General features: G+C 42.5%; 20 protein-coding genes. 6 read left to right on the forward strand and 14 right to left on the reverse strand.

Going from position 1 to position 19,247, the window contains the following annotated elements:
• Positions 1-68: 68 nt before the first annotated feature.
• A complete protein-coding gene (gene dnaJ / locus Q3A68_RS08900) occupies positions 69-1,229 on the forward strand; it encodes a molecular chaperone DnaJ (RefSeq protein ID WP_302900717.1) in 1,161 nt (386 codons plus the stop codon).
• Positions 1,230-1,381: 152 nt separating this feature from the next.
• Here the strand turns inward: dnaJ and Q3A68_RS08905 are convergent, their stop codons facing one another.
• Positions 1,382-2,380, reverse strand: coding sequence for a nucleoside hydrolase (locus tag Q3A68_RS08905; protein WP_302900718.1), 999 nt, complete (start codon positions 2,378-2,380; stop codon positions 1,382-1,384).
• Positions 2,381-2,506: 126 nt separating this feature from the next.
• Between Q3A68_RS08905 and Q3A68_RS08910 the strand changes: the two genes are divergently transcribed.
• The 4 genes from Q3A68_RS08910 (at position 2,507) to Q3A68_RS08925 (ending at position 7,728) form a co-directional block, all read left to right on the forward strand.
• Positions 2,507-3,415 (forward strand): ABC transporter ATP-binding protein, encoded by a 909-nt coding sequence (locus tag Q3A68_RS08910; protein WP_302900719.1) that lies wholly within the window; start codon positions 2,507-2,509, stop codon positions 3,413-3,415.
• Between the two features lie 2 nt (positions 3,416-3,417).
• A complete protein-coding gene (locus tag Q3A68_RS08915; protein WP_302900720.1) occupies positions 3,418-4,650 on the forward strand; it encodes an ABC transporter permease in 1,233 nt (410 codons plus the stop codon).
• Between the two features lie 71 nt (positions 4,651-4,721).
• Positions 4,722-5,636: a Ppx/GppA phosphatase family protein gene (locus tag Q3A68_RS08920; RefSeq protein ID WP_302900721.1), complete on the forward strand. Its 915-nt coding sequence runs from the start codon at positions 4,722-4,724 to the stop codon at positions 5,634-5,636.
• 94 nt (positions 5,637-5,730) lie between these two features.
• A complete protein-coding gene (locus Q3A68_RS08925) occupies positions 5,731-7,728 on the forward strand; it encodes a M1 family metallopeptidase (RefSeq protein WP_302900722.1) in 1,998 nt (665 codons plus the stop codon).
• Between the two features lie 91 nt (positions 7,729-7,819).
• Here Q3A68_RS08925 and Q3A68_RS08930 read toward each other — a convergent pair whose 3' ends face one another.
• The 9 genes from Q3A68_RS08930 to Q3A68_RS08970 all read right to left on the reverse strand — a co-directional run bounded on the left by Q3A68_RS08930 (position 7,820) and on the right by Q3A68_RS08970 (position 14,714).
• Entirely contained in the window at positions 7,820-8,356 is a 537-nt protein-coding gene (locus tag Q3A68_RS08930) for a DUF4337 domain-containing protein (protein ID WP_302900723.1), read from the reverse strand.
• A gap of 52 nt (positions 8,357-8,408) precedes the next feature.
• Positions 8,409-8,978, reverse strand: a complete 570-nt coding sequence (locus tag Q3A68_RS08935) for a Maf family nucleotide pyrophosphatase (RefSeq protein ID WP_302900724.1) — start codon at positions 8,976-8,978, stop codon at positions 8,409-8,411.
• Between the two features lie 33 nt (positions 8,979-9,011).
• On the reverse strand, positions 9,012-9,533 hold the full coding sequence (locus Q3A68_RS08940; RefSeq protein ID WP_302900725.1) for a KdsC family phosphatase: 522 nt from the start codon (positions 9,531-9,533) through the stop codon (positions 9,012-9,014).
• 74 nt (positions 9,534-9,607) lie between these two features.
• Positions 9,608-9,850 carry a Fe-S cluster assembly protein IscX gene (gene iscX, locus Q3A68_RS08945; protein ID WP_302900726.1) on the reverse strand — a complete coding sequence of 81 codons (243 nt, stop codon included), beginning with the start codon at positions 9,848-9,850 and terminating at the stop codon, positions 9,608-9,610.
• Positions 9,851-9,948: 98 nt separating this feature from the next.
• Positions 9,949-10,281 (reverse strand): 2Fe-2S iron-sulfur cluster-binding protein, encoded by a 333-nt coding sequence (locus tag Q3A68_RS08950; protein ID WP_302900727.1) that lies wholly within the window; start codon positions 10,279-10,281, stop codon positions 9,949-9,951.
• Between the two features lie 32 nt (positions 10,282-10,313).
• Positions 10,314-11,084 carry a Rossmann-like and DUF2520 domain-containing protein gene (locus Q3A68_RS08955; protein ID WP_302900728.1) on the reverse strand — a complete coding sequence of 257 codons (771 nt, stop codon included), beginning with the start codon at positions 11,082-11,084 and terminating at the stop codon, positions 10,314-10,316.
• Positions 11,085-11,093: 9 nt separating this feature from the next.
• Positions 11,094-11,816, reverse strand: a complete 723-nt coding sequence (locus tag Q3A68_RS08960) for a phytanoyl-CoA dioxygenase family protein (protein ID WP_302900729.1) — start codon at positions 11,814-11,816, stop codon at positions 11,094-11,096.
• A 3-nt stretch (positions 11,817-11,819) separates the two neighbouring features.
• Positions 11,820-14,294, reverse strand: coding sequence for a cytochrome c biogenesis protein CcsA (gene ccsA / locus Q3A68_RS08965; RefSeq protein ID WP_302900730.1), 2,475 nt, complete (start codon positions 14,292-14,294; stop codon positions 11,820-11,822).
• 9 nt (positions 14,295-14,303) lie between these two features.
• Complete coding sequence (locus tag Q3A68_RS08970; RefSeq protein WP_302900731.1) at positions 14,304-14,714, reverse strand: cytochrome c maturation protein CcmE domain-containing protein; 411 nt, start codon at positions 14,712-14,714, stop codon at positions 14,304-14,306.
• Positions 14,715-14,886: 172 nt separating this feature from the next.
• On the opposite strand from Q3A68_RS08970, the gene Q3A68_RS08975 reads away from it, so the two are divergent.
• Positions 14,887-15,339 carry a hypothetical protein gene (locus Q3A68_RS08975; protein ID WP_302900732.1) on the forward strand — a complete coding sequence of 151 codons (453 nt, stop codon included), beginning with the start codon at positions 14,887-14,889 and terminating at the stop codon, positions 15,337-15,339.
• 83 nt (positions 15,340-15,422) lie between these two features.
• Here Q3A68_RS08975 and Q3A68_RS08980 read toward each other — a convergent pair whose 3' ends face one another.
• From Q3A68_RS08980 to Q3A68_RS08995, 4 genes are all read right to left on the reverse strand, one after another.
• On the reverse strand, positions 15,423-16,874 hold the full coding sequence (locus Q3A68_RS08980) for a Glu/Leu/Phe/Val family dehydrogenase (protein WP_302900733.1): 1,452 nt from the start codon (positions 16,872-16,874) through the stop codon (positions 15,423-15,425).
• A gap of 141 nt (positions 16,875-17,015) precedes the next feature.
• Positions 17,016-17,225, reverse strand: a complete 210-nt coding sequence (locus tag Q3A68_RS08985; protein WP_302900734.1) for a CcmD family protein — start codon at positions 17,223-17,225, stop codon at positions 17,016-17,018.
• 69 nt (positions 17,226-17,294) lie between these two features.
• Positions 17,295-17,969, reverse strand: coding sequence for a cytochrome c biogenesis protein CcsA (gene ccsA, locus Q3A68_RS08990; protein ID WP_302900735.1), 675 nt, complete (start codon positions 17,967-17,969; stop codon positions 17,295-17,297).
• Positions 17,970-18,039: 70 nt separating this feature from the next.
• Positions 18,040-19,233 (reverse strand): carboxypeptidase-like regulatory domain-containing protein, encoded by a 1,194-nt coding sequence (locus tag Q3A68_RS08995; protein WP_302900736.1) that lies wholly within the window; start codon positions 19,231-19,233, stop codon positions 18,040-18,042.
• Positions 19,234-19,247 lie beyond the last annotated feature (14 nt).

Consider the following 19,247-nt stretch of genomic DNA (forward strand, 5'->3'; position numbering starts at 1 on the left):
TAGCGATTTTGGAGTTCGCCTCTTTAAATCCTAATTCACTAATTCACTAATTCGCTAATTTAACATAGATGTCAAAAAGAGATTATTACGACGTTCTGGGTGTTGCTAAAGGTGCCGATGCTGAAGAGATCAAAAAGGCATACCGCAAAATGGCGATCAAATATCACCCTGATAAAAATCCGGGCGATAAGCAAGCCGAAGAAAACTTCAAAGAAGCGGCCGAAGCTTATGAGGTATTAAGCAACGCTGAAAAACGTCGCCGTTACGACCAGTTTGGCCATGCAGCGAATGCACAATCAGCCAATGGCGGAGGCTTTGGTGGCGGTGGCATGAATATGGAGGACATATTCAGCCAGTTTGGCGATATATTCGGTGGTGGAAGCCCGTTCGAAGGCTTTTTCGGAGGTGGTGGCAGACAAGGCGGTGGTCGCCGTGTGCAACGCGGCAGCAACCTGCGCATTAAAGTAAGATTGACGCTTGAAGAAATTGCCAACGGAGCTGAAAAGAAAATAAAAGTAAATAAACAGATCGTTTGTAAAACCTGTGAAGGAACCGGAGCTAAGGACCGTTCATCGGTACAAACCTGTAAAACCTGCGGTGGCCAGGGTGCTGTGCGCAGGGTAACTAACACCATTTTGGGTCAGATGCAAACGACCAGCACCTGTCCTACGTGTAACGGTGAGGGTACTACCATCACCTCGAAATGTACAGTTTGTCATGGTGACGGTGTTGTTCGCGGCGAAGAAACCATCAGCATCAACATACCTGCAGGTGTAAGCGAAGGTATGCAGCTGAGTATGGGCGGCAAAGGCAATGCAGCTCCACGTGGCGGCGTACCTGGCGATTTGATCATCCTGATAGAAGAAATACCGCACGAAACTTTAAAACGTGACGGCAACAACGTGATCTACGACCTGCATGTCAATTTTGTCGATGCAGCCTTAGGTACCAGCGTTGAAGTACCGACAATTGATGGTAAAGCGAAGATCAAGATCGATCCGGGAACTCAGGGTGGTAAAATATTGCGTCTGAAATCAAAGGGCGTTCCTGAAGTAAACTCCTACCATCGCGGCGACCAGTTGGTTCACATAAACATCTGGACACCAAAAGCATTAAGCCGTGAAGAGCGCGAATTGTTAGAAAAGCTACAGGATTCGCCGAACTTTAAGCCAAGTCCGGGTAAGAATGAAAAGAGTTTCTTTGAACGGATGAAGGAATATTTTGAATAAGTAGTCCGGAAGTCCGCGCAAGTCGGAAAATCCGAAAGAAATAGCAAAGCCCTGAATCACATTGGTTCCGGGCTTTTTGTTTATCCAGGGTGTCATGCAGAGGTTCTCAAAGCATGCTGGTAAGGGCCGTCTACACACGCACTTCGGGCGCCTCAGTGTGACACCACACCCGCCTTTTGTTTTTTAATGGGTTGATACTGTATCAACTCATTAATCAATTTTTCTACCTCTTTGTAATCCACCTTCTCCACCAGATAAGCTTGTCCATTGCCATTATCATCCCAGGTATTTTTTCCGTCGTCGGCAACGCTCATCCGGCCATGATGTAAATTGTAGTATGGTGAATAACCTTTTATGGCCACCAGCACAGCAGTTTCGTCCCAGCTTTTCCTACCCAGTGAGTCTTCTTTTGCCATCGGTATGGAGATGCGGAACACATCTTTTACAGGATCATTCTCGATAGCATCATTGTGTATCAACGGAACACCGACCAATACCTTCGCTCCTATCTCAAATCCACTTAAAATGATCTGCGTTGGCCAGTTGGTATATACGTCTTGCGAAGCCTTAGCATCCTTCATCACATTAAACTCATAGCCCGATGGGAATCGGCCTGCCATACAAACTAATAGCTTTACTTTATGGGCAACGAGTTCCTTGCCATTCAGTTTCGAGTATTCATCAGCACCCGTATTCAGCAAATTTGAAAGATTAGTCAGGAACCCCACGGTTACTATAGTCACACTATGATCCAGTTGTGAGGCCAATGCCTTTCTGTAAACCTGCACGGCATCAGGTACTTCATCATTGCTTTTTATTTTGTGCGGATATTTGGCTAATAAAGTATCGCTCCAGTGCTGCCAGTCACGCAAATCCAACCCATCTTTCGGGATGCCTATCGGAATATTAGGGCGCTTAAAATAGGTATTGAACACATTCATCACTCCTGCAACACCGTCATACCGGGTACTTGCTACCGTTGCCAGGATATGCGCCTCGTCCTTATCGGCTAATGCATGCAGTATAGCGATAGCACCGACATCATCGTAATCGGGCCCCATGTCGCTGTCAAAAATGACATTAACAGGCTTTTGCTGAGCGGAACAAACAGACGTTAAAAGAAGACACAGCAGTAAAAGTTTATATCTCATGTTCAGGCATTGGAGTATCAGCTAAATTATTACTTTTATCACAATTCCCCTGTTTTATCTTCGTGATAAATTAATACCGTAACAAAACCTACAGCGTTATATCTAATTACAAAAACTGATCCCTATATGCTAAGCATTCGACACATCGAAAAGCAATATGCGGGGCACAAAGCCCTCACCGATGTAAGTTTAGAAGTTGAAAGCGGCCAGATATTCGGTCTGCTTGGGCCAAACGGCGCCGGCAAAACTTCACTTATTCGTATTATTAATCAAATTACTGCACCAGACTCAGGCGAAATCTATTTTAACGGCGAAAAACTCAATCCGTCGCACATTGAGCGAATTGGCTATCTGCCCGAAGAGCGCGGCCTGTACAAAAAAATGGAAATCGGCGAACAGATGATCTACCTGGCCCGGCTGAAAGGCCTAACACGCGCTGAAGCTCAAAAACGGCTTAAATTCTGGTTTGAGAAACTGGGTATGGAAACCTGGTGGAAAAAGAAAATAGAGGAACTATCAAAAGGTATGCAGCAAAAAGCGCAATTCGTAGCCACTGTTCTACACGAGCCCGATCTGATTATCCTGGATGAACCTTTTAGCGGTTTCGACCCGGTAAATGCCGAATTGATCAAAGATGAGATACTTGAACTTAACAAAAAAGGCGCTACGATCTTATTCTCTACTCACCGTATGGAGTCCGTTGAGGAGCTTTGCGATGCTATCGCCCTTATTAATCTTTCGCGCAAAATACTGGATGGCAAAATGAAAGCGATCCGCAACTCGTATCGTAATGACACTTACCTGGTTGAATACAGCGGCGAAAAACTGAACTTCAACGGATCACAGCCATTCGAAGTGCTTGGCGAAAGCACCGATGACGACCGGTATATCGTTAAAATCAGTCCTAAAACTGGTAACACTGCTAACGAGATATTGCAATACTTGATCCCAAAAACCAGCATTCATATGCTGCAGGAAGTGATACCAAGCATGAATGAAATATTTATTGAACAAGTCAACAAAAAATCTGCCTGACCATGAATAAAATTCTATTAATTATACAGCGTGAGTACGTTACCAGGGTGAGGAAAAGATCGTTTATTATCGTAACACTGTTAGTCCCTACACTTTTAGCATCGTTGTTCGCGGTAATAGCTTACATCGCCAAAGACAAAGATCAAACCATGCATATGGTGAATGTGATTGACAATTCAGGTGATTTTATAAATAAGTTCCAGGACGGAAAATACATTAAATTCACCTATTCAAACCGGCCATTAGACGTTGAGAAAAAGAATTTAACTAACGACAATGACCTGATATTAAATATATCAAATAACAAAAAAGACAACGTAGAACTCTTTGCGAAAAAGAAAACCACCTTAACCTTATCAGATGACATACAGCGGCAAATGAATGACATAGCCGCCGGAGCCAGTTTGGTAAAAGCCGGAATTGATACCGCTAAACTGCACCAGGTAAAAAGTAACATCGTGATAAAAGCGAGTGAGTTGACCGCAACGGGAGAGCAAAATGCGAATTTAGGCCCTGCTTATGCGTTGAGTTTTACCGGCGCTATACTGATCTACATGTCTCTGTTTATTTATGGCGCACAAGTGATGCGTGGCGTAATAGAGGAAAAAACCAGCCGCATTGTTGAAGTAATCGTGTCTTCTGTAAAGCCATTCCAATTAATGGCCGGGAAGATCATCGGTGTAGGTTTAGTGGGATTAACTCAATTTGTTATATGGATAGGTTTATCCACTGCCATAAGTTATTACCTTGGGATTAAATCAAGTGGTGCCAGCGGACAGTTAATGACATTCATTCATAGTCTTGGCGCAAATGCCGGTTATGAATTAAGTTGTTTCATTTTTTACTGGATCTCTGGTTTCTTACTTTATAGCGCGCTTTTTGCCGCCGTTGGTTCGGCTGTTGATAGCGAAACCGAAACGCAGCAATTTATGTTCCCGATCACCTTGCCGTTGCTATTTACTTACATATTGTGTGTCAGCTATCTGTTTACCGTTCCTGATAGTCCGCTGGCGGTCTGGTTGTCTATTATTCCGTTCACAGCTCCAGTAGCCATGATGATGCGCTTGCCTTTTAGCCCGGCACCCTGGCAATTGGCTACATCTATGGTGCTGATGGTTGCAGGGTTCTTATTCACAACCTATGTTGCAGCACGAATTTACCGTGTAGGAATTTTGATGTATGGCAAGAAGACCAGCTTTAAGGAGCTAGCTAAATGGTTCTTCTATAAAGAGTAGTTTTATCAACATAAATGCATAAAGATCCCCTGAGTTGCCAAACAATTTAGGGGATTATTTATTTTAGAGGCATGGATAAACGCTTCGCTGTGATGGACCTTGGCACCAACACCTTTCACCTTCTGATTGCCGAGGGCGATATCGATAATTTTCGCGAAATAGTGCATGAACACATCGCCGTAAAACTGGGCGAGGGTGGTATTAATAAAGGCATGATACTTCCGGTGCCTTTTGAACGTGGCATAACCACCATGAAGCAATTTAGAGAACAAATAGCAAACAATAACACACAGAATATCAAAGCAATAGCTACATCTGCGTTACGTAATGCTTCGAATGGAAAGGAGTTTATTGAACGGGTTAAAACTGAAGCTGGAATTGATATCGAAATTGTAAACGGAGACCGCGAAGCATCTTTTATTTACTCAGGAGTGAAGGCAAGTGGACTGTTATCAGATCATAACTCTTTGATTATGGATATTGGCGGTGGCAGCGTAGAATTCATTATTGGGAATCAATCCGGACTCATCTGGAAGCAAAGTTTTGAGATAGGAGCAGCACGTTTAATGGAGCGCTTTCATCATACCGATCCTATACCATCGGTGTCTATTGAGGCATTGAATCTGTATCTCGATCATACTTTAACAGATCTGTTTAAAGCCGTCGAACAAATCCCTGTTCATGATCTGATCGGCTCGTCAGGTGCATTTGAGACCTTTGCTGAACTAATAGATAACTCATTTGACTTGAAGAAAACTAAAATCTATCATTTTGAAAATGGAGATCTGACCAGAATAACCGATCATATTGTACACTCCACACATGCCGAACGGGAAGCCAATAAAGCTATCATAGCTGTACGGGTGGATATGATTGTAGTGGCATCGCTCATTACCCGCTATATAATGCAAAAATTGAATCTTAACGAGGTAGCCCTTTGCACTTACTCTTTGAAAGAGGGGGTATTAGCGGAGATGATGGGTTAATGTTTCTGTTCCATAAAATCTAATGAAAATATAAGCCGCATTTTTTACTGGTGTATAGCATCCTTTGTATATTGCAGTCTCATAACTGAACTCCATGAAATTAAAGTTTATACCTTTTTGCCTTTCCTTATTGATCTCCGTTTCTGTTCTGGCACAAAAAAAACACCGGCCCGCAACTGTTGATACTTTAATATCCAATTATAATCCGGCCGATCTGTTTTCACCAGCATTTTATCCTGAAAGAGGGAATGAAAGACACAGCGCAAACGGTGACCCAGGACCAAAGTACTGGCAAAACCATGTAAACTATAAACTAAAAGCCAGTATTGATACCAATACCAAAGTATTGAGCGGAACCGAGGAAATCGACTATACTAATAATAGCCCGGATGCCCTGCAGTTTTTATGGCTTCAGCTGGATCAGAATACCTACAAAAAAACAGCACGATCAAACTTTCAGACCAATACCACGCCTGAGATAAACAATCATACCGAAGGCTACCAGATCGAATCAGTTTATATTGGAAATGGCAAGCAAACCCAAAAAGCAAATTTTATTATTTCGGATACGCGGATGCAGATCCGTTTGCCAAAAGCGTTGGCGCCAAATGGCACACACATCAAGCTATATATCAGATATCAATATACTATTCCGACTACATTTGGCAATAGAACTGATTACAATCAAACTAAGAACGGAAAGATATATGAAATAGCCCAATGGTTCCCGCGCATGTGTGTTTATGATGATAGCGAAGGATGGGATACCCTGCCATTTATGGGCGCAGGTGAGTTTTACCTGGAGTATGGTGATATCGATTACGAAGTAACTGTTCCGTGGGATATGATCGTGGCCGGTTCAGGTGAATTACTGAACCCAACTCAGGTGCTTACCCCTACCCAGATCAGCCGCTTGGCTGCTGCTCACAATAGTGACAAAACCATTATGATACGCGATGTTAACGAGGTAAACCTCCCTTCAACACGTCCGGTGCATAGTGGTCTGCTTACGTGGCATTTCAGGATGAATAATACCCGCGATGTAGCTTTCGGTGCGTCCAAAGCCTATGTTTGGGATGCTGCAAGGATTAACCTTCCAGGCGGTAAAAAATCGCTAGCAATGTCTGTTTATCCCGTTGAAAGCGCAGGTAATAACGCCTGGGGCAGGGCAACCGAATACCTGAAAAAATCAACAGAATATTTTTCTGAAAAATGGTTTCCGTACCCATATCCTGTGGCCGTCAATGAAGCCGGAACAGCAGGCGGTATGGAGTATCCGGGAATTGTATTTGATGGCATCACCGACACCGGCAAGGTGCTCTATTTTGTGACAGCACACGAGATCGGCCACAATTGGTTCCCGATGATTGTTGGGTCGAACGAACGCCGTTACGCCTTTATGGATGAAGGCTTTAATACTTTTATAGATATTTATGCGCATGAGGCCTTTAATAATGGTGAATTTGGCAAAAAAAGAGACGGTGAATATGCTCCAGGCGGCGGAAACCCTGCCGATGAGATCATTCCAACTATTCTCGATCCCGAAGCGCCAACAATCATGACCGCAGCAGATGCTGTTCCTGAGAAATACCGTCACCCTATTGAATATTTCAAACCGGCGCTAGGTTTAGTATTACTGCGCGAGCAGATATTGGGTAATGACCGCTTTGATTACGCTTTCAGAAATTATATTCACAAATGGGCCTTTAAACATCCGCAGCCTGACGACTTTTTCAGATCGATGGATAACGGAGGAGGTGAAGACTTATCATGGTTCTGGAAAGGCTGGTTCTACAATAATCTGCCTCTTGATTTAGAACTGGTTGGTGCCGAGTATGTAAAGAATGACCCAAAACAAGGCCTACAAGTTACTGTCATGAACCTGGAAGCTATGGCAATGCCATTTACAGTGGAAGTAACCATGAAGGACGGCAGCAGACAACGCATTCAGATCCCGGTTGAGGCCTGGTTACAGAATAAAATGATCACGTTTACTGTACCCACTACAAAGGAAGTAAATCGCGTGGTAGTTGATCCGGATAGTGCACTGCCTGATATTAACAGGGGAAATAACGGGTTTGTGTTTAGGTAGGATTGTCTGAACTATGATTTGAATGATTTGAATGATTCAAACGATTAATTATAGTGAGTCAAAAAACAGTTAAATCATCGTTTAGACAAAATCACAACAACCCAAGTATAAACTGCGCTATACCCGCCGCAAATAATATTAAACTTACATACCAAAGCGGCTTCTTCTTCGCTAAAAGTGATATAGCCGATATCGAAATAGCTATCTGGAAAAAAGTAACGGCCCTGGCGAGGGTCATATCTTTTTCCAGGTGCACTTTTGATTCCTTTTCAAGGTCAAGTGCTTTTTCCTGTATCTTCTCCTGATCTTTCTTCAGCTTCTCTTTTCTTGCCGCGTTTGATTGCGTACTATCAGCTGCAGCTTTAGAAAAATTGATTTTAGTTACGGCATCAGCAACTTCGGCTTTGATGCCTTTGGCGTTATAGTACGACCATTGATCTGACGCCTTTATCTGAGTGATCAGGGCTTCATTAGACTGATGACCCGCCATTAAGCTGCTTAATGCAGCAAAAGCGGCCATAAAAGCTGTAGATATGGCCACGTACATGGACCATTTATCATGGCTCTCATGTGCAGCTTCGTGAATATGTTCGTGCAGGTGTTCGGTGGGTACTTCCGGATCTTCCATTTTAACGGGGCTTATTAAACTCTGATAAAATTAATGACAAATCCGGAGTTTTCTATACCAATCTGATCAATTGCTGATATAATTTTTCTGTGGGCAGCCCTACCACGTTGGTATAGGAGCCATTGATTCTGTCAATACCGGTTAAGCCTATCCACTCCTGTATGCCATAGGCTCCGGCCTTATCCAAAGGCTCGTATTTTTCCACATAAAAGCTGATCTCATCAGCAGTCAGCTTACGGAAAAACACCTCGGATACATCGTGGAACAGGTTATATTGGTGCTTATAAAGAATACACACACCTGTGATTACCTGGTGCACTTTGCCGGATAGCATGGCCAGCATTTGCTTAGCATGTTCTTTAGACTCGGGTTTACCAAGTATATGCCCATCGATACTTACAATCGTATCGGCTGTAAGTACGATCTCGTCATTAATGGACTCGTCAAAGGCTTTGGCTTTCTTTTCGGCTATATAAACTGCTATTTCCTGTGGCGAAAGGTGCGCAGGATACGACTCATCCACATCCTTCAATACGATACGGAAATCAACATCCATCAACCGCAACAGTTCCTGCCTGCGCGGGGATTTAGAAGCTAAGATGATCTTTGGTAAACTTTTCAACGGTCAATCGTAATTCTAAAATCGTAATTCAAATCACCAGCTATAAGCTTCTTCGCTCATCCACTTGCCCTGTACTTTCAGTACCTTTTCTATTACATCACGTACAGCGCCTCTACCACCCGGATTAGGCGATACATACACACTAATAGCTTTTATTTCTTCGGCCGCATCAGCAGGGCAAACCGCCAAACCGGCCATTCTCATCACCTCCAGGTCGGGAATATCGTCTCCCATAAACAACACGCTTGCAGGCAGCACATGCTTGCTTTCAAGATATAGCCTGAAATTCTCCGATTTGGTATGAGCACCGATATACACATCTTTTACACCCAGACTATTTAAACGATGAATGGATATCTTCGACCTGCTGCCCGATATCGCGCAAACATTATAGCCGCACTTTACCGCCAGTTGAATGGCATAACCATCTTTAATATTGAACTGACGTGCCTGCTCGCCATTCTCCATCACATAAACGGAGCCATCGGTCAGCACACCGTCCACATCAAAAATGAACGTAGTAATATCTTTTAACTTATGTAAGAATGATTCCACCTGTTAGTTTGTCATTGGTCATTCGTCATTAGTCATTGGTGTTGCCAACTGCTAACTAATAACTGCAAACTGATTTACTGATTATCTCTCCACTCGTATACCCATGCAGACTGGATCTGCTCGAGGTGCCCTTCGTTCGATTCTTCGCGTTTACCAACAAAATTGGGCAGACTCAACACCCAGTCCAGCAGTTCGGTAAAGCGTATGCGGTATATTTTGGATTCATCAAAGTCATCGCCGAACTTTTCGTAAAGCTCAATAGCGATGTCTTCATAATCGTTCCAATTAATAGGTAAGGCAAATTTGTTGTCGCTCATCTTTTATGTTTTACGTTGTACGTGATACGTAATACGTTTTTATTTTTCTATTCAATTCAAAACACGTACAACGTTAAACGTAATACGCATAACCTTTCTCAGTGACCCAGGAAATTCGATTGATCCGGCAGGGTAACCTCGATATCACCATCCTGAACTACACATTGGCAGCCCAAGCGGGAATTGATGCGTGGGCTAACAGCGCGGTCAATAAAATCCTCTTCCTTATCTGATATTTCCTGGATATTATCCATTCCTTTGTTCACATAAATATGGCAGGTGCTGCATCCGCAAACGCCACCGCAGTTGTGCTGCAGTTCGATTCCGTTCTCGAGGCAAACATCCAATACTGACTCACCTTCGGCAATGGGCAACTCAACCGGTTCATGCCCTTTTTCCTCAAAGCTGATCTTAACTTTATAGATATTCATTTAGGGCAAAAGTAACAAAATTTAACTATGCCCTAACTCCGATTCTCCATTTTGATAATACCCTGACTTAACAGCTCATATATCGCCTGTAAATCAGGATTTTCCTGCAATTGCTCCAGATGCGAGGCCATTGTTTTCTCATCATTCCGCACTGCCGGACCGGTTTGTACACTAGCAGGAAAAAGTTCCTGTACTTTTTCTGCGGTTTCTAGAATCAAAGGTCGAAGCAAGTCGAACGGCAATTGCTTTTTTGTCAGTAACTGTTGTGAAACATAATACAGGTAATTCGGAAAGTTACAAGCAAAAACTGCAGCCAGGTGCAAAGTCTTGCGTTGATCGGAATTAACCCGGTAAACATTCTGTGAAACCGTATAAGCCAGTTCGTTAAGTAATGAGGTGATCGTTTCATCAGAACCCTCAATACAAAGCGGAACTGTAATAAAATTCAGTTCCCGGGTTTTACTAAAAGTTTGCAAAGGATAAAACACGCCAGCGTTCTGTGTATGCTTTTGTAGTGTTTGCAGACTTGTTGCCCCTGAAGTATGTACGATCAGCTTATTATATTTAGCCAATTCGGCAGCGATTGGTTCAATCGCATCATCTTTTACAGCAATCACAAACAGGTCAGTTGCCGGGTTAATCTGCTTTAAATCATCGATCGCCTCTGCCTTTACATGATAAGCCAGCAACGAAGCGTTCTGCATATCGCGGCTATACACCTGTACAATCGGGTGTCCGGCATTTTTAAAAGCCGTCGCCAGGTGTGTGGCTACATTTCCCGAACCAATGATGGTGATACGCATGGCTCAAATTTAATTGATAATGCTTAATTCCGACCAACTAATCTCGCCCGACAATTCAGCACGACTAAATTCAATATGCATTACCCGGCGTTTTTGTTCATTCACTGTCCGGTCGGATGCATGCATGAGTAACGGACGCATAATCATAACCCCGCCCCGTTTTACATTGCAGACGGCTTCATTTTCAATCGACCAATCGATGTTTTCGGGCCGATAGATACTTTTTAGATGTGAGCCCGGTAAGACTTTCAAGGCACCGTTATCCTCATTGGTATCATCTAAATGAATACGGATGGTAAAATTATCTTCTAAAATTTCTATGGGTGGCTGCACTGCAAATTGATTGTGCTTGCTTGTCCATGAGGTATAACCAGGCAAATCGACTTTCTTATCGACAGAAATTGTCAAATCCTGGTGCCAGGTTACAAACCAGTTAGATCGTTCAGGCTTATCGAAATAGATAGATTTAACTACGAAATAACCGCTGCCAAAGATATTTTCAATCAACTGTTCTAATTTGCCGTTGAAAATAATCGGTTTAACATCCGCAACTTCTTTTAGGAATTGCCTTATTGCAAACAGATCAGCATTTTTCCGAAATGTCTGGTTCGATTTATCCACTTGATCAATGATGCTGATGAGGTCTACGACCTCTTCATCTGTATAAATATTATCAATAACAGTAAATCCATTTGTGTAGACTTCCTGCTGATAATAACCGTAATCGATCATTGATTAAACCGTCTTCAATTCCTTATTCCTTCTGAAGATAGCCATCAAAAAGCCGATCACCATAATCACTGTACCCGACCAGAAGAAATTGATATACGGGAACCTTACAGCTTTCATAACGATATAAGGCCTCTTGTTTTCGGGCTGCTGGTAAACCATTATGGTTTCTTTTGCCGATTGAGGGTCGATTTTTGAGAAGCGCAGTTTCAGACCTGCATCATCTACCTTACGTGAGAAATCAAACACACTGCCGTTTTTTATCATGTATACAGGCTCGGCTGTATAAGTTTTCCCATGAGAGGTTATTTCCAGTATCGCGCCAACTGCGATATCCTTATTGGTTAACGGGATGTTTTCTACATGCGCCGTTTTGTCCAGACTTTTTAATACGATGTAACCCTCGCGGAAACGGATGGTATCACCTACGCTTATTTCATGGCTTATTGGTGCATCGTAGTTTTTATCGTCGTCCGCTTCACTGTGTGCTGCTGTATCAGTTTCCATGCCCGAGTTTAAAGGTGCCATGGTAACGTGCGTATAAAGGTCGTTCAGCAAGTAATGTTTAGTATCCGGTGATGAAACCAAACCCATTTTTGGATTGAACTGCGAATTAGGCTTTAGCAAAAATTCAGCTTTAACCTTGCCATTGGCATCCATCAGCTTATAATCAACCTTAAAGTAATGGTTAGGCATCGAAAGGGAATCGCCCATATAAGTCACCACATAATCGCCCATTTTAACCGGCTGATTTTTGATCAGCATAATGTTCTCCTTCGGGTCGTTACGTTTGGCAAACTCGGCGGAATATTGTTCGCCGGTATCATTAACAGAAACTACTTTGCGGGTTCCGGCAGCAATTACGGCTCCTACCAAAATCAATCCAAAACCGATATGCGCAACAGCGGATCCGGCTAGTTTGATCTTTCCTTTGATTGCATCCGACAATACCTTTCCGTTTGACAGCACGCTAAATATTGCACCCAGCATAATCAGCGAGAACACAATACGCAAGTTATAAATGCCGGTAACGTATACGATGAGCACAGTAATAAGCAGCGCGCATACAAAGTAAACTCCTGTGGTAATAAAGAAGCGGTTAGTCTCCGTCTTCTTATATTTCATGAACTGCGCAAAGCCCATCAACAGGGTGACTACCACACCAAAACCAGCCTGGAACACATTGTATAGCGTAACCGGGTTATTTGGCGGCGCAATGTTCGTTTTGAACATAGCGTTCCAAACTGGGATAGAAGTCACCACAACCAATTGCAGACATGACAGTGCCATAAACACCGCACCTACAAACATCCAGAACTCGCGCGAATAAGTCTCTTCTTCTTTTTTAGTGATAGGTAATTCCTTCCAGCGAATAACCAACAGCAAGATAGATACCGCAGCAAAAATTATTACATCTACTACTAAATGCCAGAACATCCCAAGATCCGTAAAAGCGTGCACCGAAGTATCACCCAAAATACCGCTTCTGGTTAAGAATGATGCATACAATACCAGCACAAAGCTGATTAGTACAAGAAAAGTAGCTGTAAAATAAGAATGTCCGGTATTTTTATAAACGATCATTACGTGAACCGCTCCTATCAAAGTTAGCCACGGAATAAGCGCCGCATTTTCAACCGGATCCCATGCCCAGAAACCATCAAAATTCAGCGAGTCATAAGCCCAGAACGAACCCATGATAATACCTGTCCCTAATACCATCACAGCAAACAGGGAATAGGAAATAGCAGGCTGAACCCACTCCTTATATCTCTTTTGCCACAAACCGGCAATCGCGTAAGCAAAAGGCACCACCATCGAGGCAAAACCCAGGAATAAAGTCGGCGGGTGGATCACCATCCAGTAATTTTGCAACAAGGGATTAAGGCCATTACCATCGGTAATATAACTAAGATAGTTTTGATAAAGATCAGGGCGTTGGGCAAATATTGGAGCCGACGACTTCAGGTCGATCGCATCGCGCAGCAAAATAAAAGGTGAACTGCCTATACGGGCGCCAAATATTTCGATACCGATCAGCATGGATGAGAGTAGCACCTGCGATAATGACACAACAGTCATTACAGGTTTTTCCCACGATTTTGCTCTCCAGATCAGGATGTTGCCTAATACCGCTTGCCAGAATCCCCATAACCAGAAACTCCCCTCCTGGCCTTCCCAATAGCTGGAAATAATATAGTAAACAGGCAGACTCTTCGACGAGTGCTCCCAGGCATAATGATACTCAAACAGGTGGGTATAAATAATATAGAAAAGGCAAACGCCGATACCTACTACCGAAAGCGTATTAATATAAAAACCGATACGGGCAATGCGCTTCCATGAGTTATCCAGCGGATCTTTATTTGTAGTCGCAAAATAATAGCTGATGGTTGATAACAGGGCTGCCCCGAATGCAAGAATAACAAAAAGCTGGCCCAGATGACCGGGTAAAAGGTGTTCGCCTTTAAAAGTATCCATTAAAAATGATTATATGTCGGCCTTTTTAGCGCTGGCCTCTGTAATTTCAACCTTGTCCTGAGTATATTTTGAAGGGCATTTCATCTGGATGTGTGATGCGTGGAATTCGTTGCCCCTCATTTCGCCCACTAATACAATTTGTTCAGAACGCTCAAAGTCCTGCGGTTTGGTGCCGGGGAAAACTACCTTGCATTCCTCACCCTTTTTGTCTTTCATGTAAAATGAAAAGTAGTTGGCGTCTTTTTTAGCGTCGTAATAAAGCTCTTTTTGTTTATCCAGGAAACCGATCACATGCAATTCACCACTGGTGTTTTTTGCATCGCTAAAAGAGCCGTAAGTGCTTGAGCTACCGTAAAAACCAATAATTATAGCAATGGCAATGGCGATGACCAATAAACCTATAATCGAACTTTTCTTCATTAGTGGATTTCCTTCTATTATTCAGGACTACAAAAATAAGAAACGTCTGTTGAATAATGATTATTGCAAGTCATTAATATTATTTAGAATCATTCTTAAAAAGTCGAGAGCACGAAGTCAGAAGTCAGAAAGATTAAAATGTTTAATTTAGCTGTGCCGTAAACTTTCAATTATGTCTTTAAAATATTCCCTTTTCATAATATTATGTGTCGCATACTTTAAAGTAAAAGCTCAAACTCTGTTAAATGCTGATTTAGTCCAAATAAAAAAAGAAGTCTATTCACAAAAAGGTGGAGCCGAAAAGGCTGTTGTTAGAAAAAATGGAGAAACAGGCAGCTATTATAAAAAAGTGACGTTCTACTATCCTACTCCGATGGAGGGAAATCCGTGTATATTTCGAACTACATTCTATTTAACATCTAAGAACAAATGCCTTAAATATGTTAATGAATATTGGGGAGACGAACTTCCTATTCAGAAAATAAATGAGCTTACCAAATTCTATCCAGATTTGAAGAAAATTAACAACTTGAAATGGATCGATAGTAAAAACAGGACAGAAATAAACCTCATTCAGGATAAGCAGATATCTGCTGCATATTCTTTGGAAATTAAATCCTTTTGAATATTTAGAACAAAAAGCCCATCTGCTTTGCAGATGGGCTGTAAATAAATTCCAATCTCATATTTCTGACTTCCAGCTTCAAATCACGGCCAAACACCCAGATTTTGGTACGATACAGCGATCTTGTTGATTGCGCCGACAAATGCTGAGGTACGCAAGGTATCGATCTTCGGTGTATTTACATAAGTCTCCCTGATCTCATGATATGAACGGATCATAGTATCTTCCAAACCAGAATTAACCAGCTCCAACTCTGATGCACCTTTTACTATGGTGGCGCGTTGTAATGGAGTGAGTGCAACACCGGTTAAGCCTTCAACCATATTCACCAGGTTGGTGTTGGCAGTTTCTTCAAAGCGACGGTTCATACGGCCGAATGCTACGTGCGACAAGTTCTTTAACCACTCGAAATAAGATACAGTTACACCACCCGCGTTACAATACATGTCGGGGATAATAATGCCGCCATTTTGATAGAAGATGGTCTCCGCTTCCGGAGATACCGGACCGTTTGCACCTTCAGCAATAATCTTAGCCTTTATGTTCTTTACGTTGGCAATCGTAATCTGGTTTTCTAAAGCAGCAGGCACCAGTATGTCGCATTCTTGTTCCAGTCCGTGGTGCGAATTCTTAAATTCTTTTTTGGCTCCTGCGTAACCCAATATAGATCCGGTCGCTTTGCGGTGCTGGAACACTGCTTCAATATCCAATCCATCGGAATTGTAAATAGCACCTTCAAATTCGCACAGACCGACAATTAGTGCACCGTACTCCTGAAGGAACTTTGCAGAATGGTAACCTACATTACCTAACCCCTGTACAATAACCCTTTTACCTGCGATACCCGGTGTTAAGCCCAGCTTTTTCATATCCTCGACTATATTCACGCATTCGCGCACGGCAAAAGCCACACCGCGACCGGTTGCTTCACGGCGCCCCTGGATACCCTGGAGGGCAATTGGTTTACCCGTAACACATCCCATGGCGTCTAACTGACCTGGGTTCATCGTGGCATAGGTATCAGCTATCCAGCTCATCTCGCGCTCACCTGAACCATAATCAGGTGCAGGTACGTCGATGCTTGGACCTATAAAATTCTTTTTGATCAACTCAACTGTATAACGACGAGTAATATTTTCCAGTTCCTGAACGGTGTAGTTTTTAGGGTTGATCTTGATACCACCTTTTGCACCCCCAAATGGCACGTTTACAATAGCACATTTGTAGGTCATCAGGGCAGCCAGCGCCATTACCTCATCTTCGTTTACCATTTCGCTGTAACGGATACCACCTTTGGTTGGTGATTGATGCTGAGAGTGCTCAACACGCCACGCATCAATCACTTCAAAACCATTGCCTTTGCGGATAGGAAAGCGAAAACGATAAACACTGTTACATGATTTTATCTGGTCAAGCAAGCCTTCGTTGTGTTTGGTAAACTGTGCTGCATGATCAAAGTTCTTACATACGTCGCCGAAGAAATTAGTTTCGTGAGTGGCGATCAGATTGTTATTTGCTGTAATTTGGAGTTCCATAATTATTATTTCCTCAAAAAAGTGCACAAATTTGGCACAAAAATTATCAATATTGCAAATACAAAATTCTTAGTGTCTTAACAACACCACAAAAGAGAACGCTTAAATCTATGTTTAAATAACATAGGTTTAGATTTTGAACTAATTTCCTTTTTCGATTTTTTTTAATCTTCTATCGATGGAGAACAGATAAATGGCCAAACCGATGAAAACAATGCAGATAACGCCAATCACGACGTAGATCTTACCCGAGCTGCGCATCGTATCGGCCATCTCAACATTTGATGGTTGTTGAGCATAGGTGAAGATATTGCAAAGGATCAGGCTGAGTAAAGCAAAAAATCTTTTCATTAAGGTAAATCAGTTTTAAAATAGCCTCACACAACCCTGTCTAAAGGAGAGAGTTAATTGAGGTAAATATCAATCTATACTATTTCTTTTATATTCAATTAAACGGATGCGGTAACGGATAGTTGCGATCCATATCGCCAATAAACTCCATCCCGCCATCGCCGGATAAAAAGCTATCCTCATCCCGTTATCCAGATCATATTTACCGAAAGCCGGATTGCCGCCATTTCCAGGGTGCAATGAATCAGTCATTCTTGGTAATACAAATATCAGCACTACCATGATAGGAAATGCAAAAATATTGTAGATAGCCGATATTTTACCACGCTTTTGTTCTTCGTCAATTGAATTACGCAATACCAGATAGGCGCAATACAAAAGGAATGCGATAGCCGCACTGTTTTGCTTGGGGTCTCCGCTCCAAAACTCACCCCAGGTGTATTTGGCCCACAACATTCCGCTAACCAAACCCAGTGCATAAAATAGCAACCCGGTGTTGACACACTCAACCGAAGCCAGATCATACTCCTCTTTCCCGGTATTGAGATACATAACGCTAAAAACAACCGAGATCACAAATACCGAAAGCATACCCATCCACATGGGTACATGGAAGTACAGGTTACGTATAGTTTCGTGTAGAATAGCCAGCCGTGGAACAGGTAAAAGAAGACCGGTGATGAGCGTTGAAAAGATCAACAAAACAGCCAGCGCTTTCCACCACGTTTGATAAATAAACTTCATATTGAATTGCGCAACAAATGTACGGTGTTAGGGTGAAAGCTGAAAGAATAAAGGTGAAAGGTTTTAATGTTCACTTATCTGTTTCTGGCGAGTAATCATAAGGTAGCAATTCAGCGAGTTTAGATTTTGACCAGGTGCCTTCATTTAGCGGCGCCCCGTTGAACACTACCCCATTCATATCAAATATGGCGTAAGGTTCAAATAATGTCAATACGCTGATTTCGTAGTTCGGCATATCTAATGGGCGATAAAGATCTTTGAAATCTTGTTCTTCGCGTCGTTTAGTATAGATCACGTACAGGCAATCAGTAAAGCTGATCACAAACAAGCCGGGCTTATCTGTCTTGGCAAATATCTGGTAGGACTCCAATGGAACAGGGCTTAATCGTTCGTGAAAATACTTCGACAAGTTTTCTTTCCCTACCCAATAATTAAACGAATCCCTGCTTGGGTGAATATCACGGAAATATTTAATTTTCTGGAGTATCAACCCTTCCTGCGGGCGCTCAGGGTTCAATTCGCGGTGAAGCCTTCTAATCATAAAGCCTTGCTGTGCAAGTGTGCCGGTGTATAACGATTTATAAAAATCGCGCGATGAACCGTAATAAGTTTCCTGGCGTTTTAGCTTCCATGCTTTCTTTTGCTCAGCACTTCCGGGCAGTTCTTCAAAAACCGCTTTTCCCTGCCATGATATTATGCCGGTGATACCATTATTTGAGAAGGTATCGATCAGGAATTTCACACGGTAGCCCAGAGCCTTATTATCCACTATAAAAAAATCGTCAGACCACCCCTCTAATGTATGCCTGCGCGAACTGTTGACCAGATTGACTACATGCGGGTTCTCTACAATGCAGCTTTTCGCATTTTCTGTTGTGCCGATAAATGCCTTTTTAAATTCCTCGTAATTCTTCTTCCAGTTGGCATTGGTTGTGATCACTACGCCACGCAACTGGTTTACTTTTGTGCCTAAAGGGATATCAATATTGATCGGTTCATTACCCACTAATATGGTTTTGCTAAAATCCTGGTAACCAATGGAAGAAGCAATCAGGTCATATTGCCCGGGCTTAACCCCTACCAATTTAAAAGAGCCGTCTTCTTCAGTTACTGTTCCATAAGATGAGTTGCTCAGAAAAACACTTACCTTACCGATACCCGTGTGGGATTCGGTGGTTACAACTTTACCCGAGATGGTAATGGTTTGTGAAAAGGCTATAAAAGGACAAAAAAGCAGTAGTAGAATAAGGCTCCTGAAGTGCATTTCGCAATAATTAC

The sequence above is a fragment of the Mucilaginibacter tolerans genome (genome assembly GCF_030519375.1).
Lineage (GTDB): Bacteria > Bacteroidota > Bacteroidia > Sphingobacteriales > Sphingobacteriaceae > Mucilaginibacter.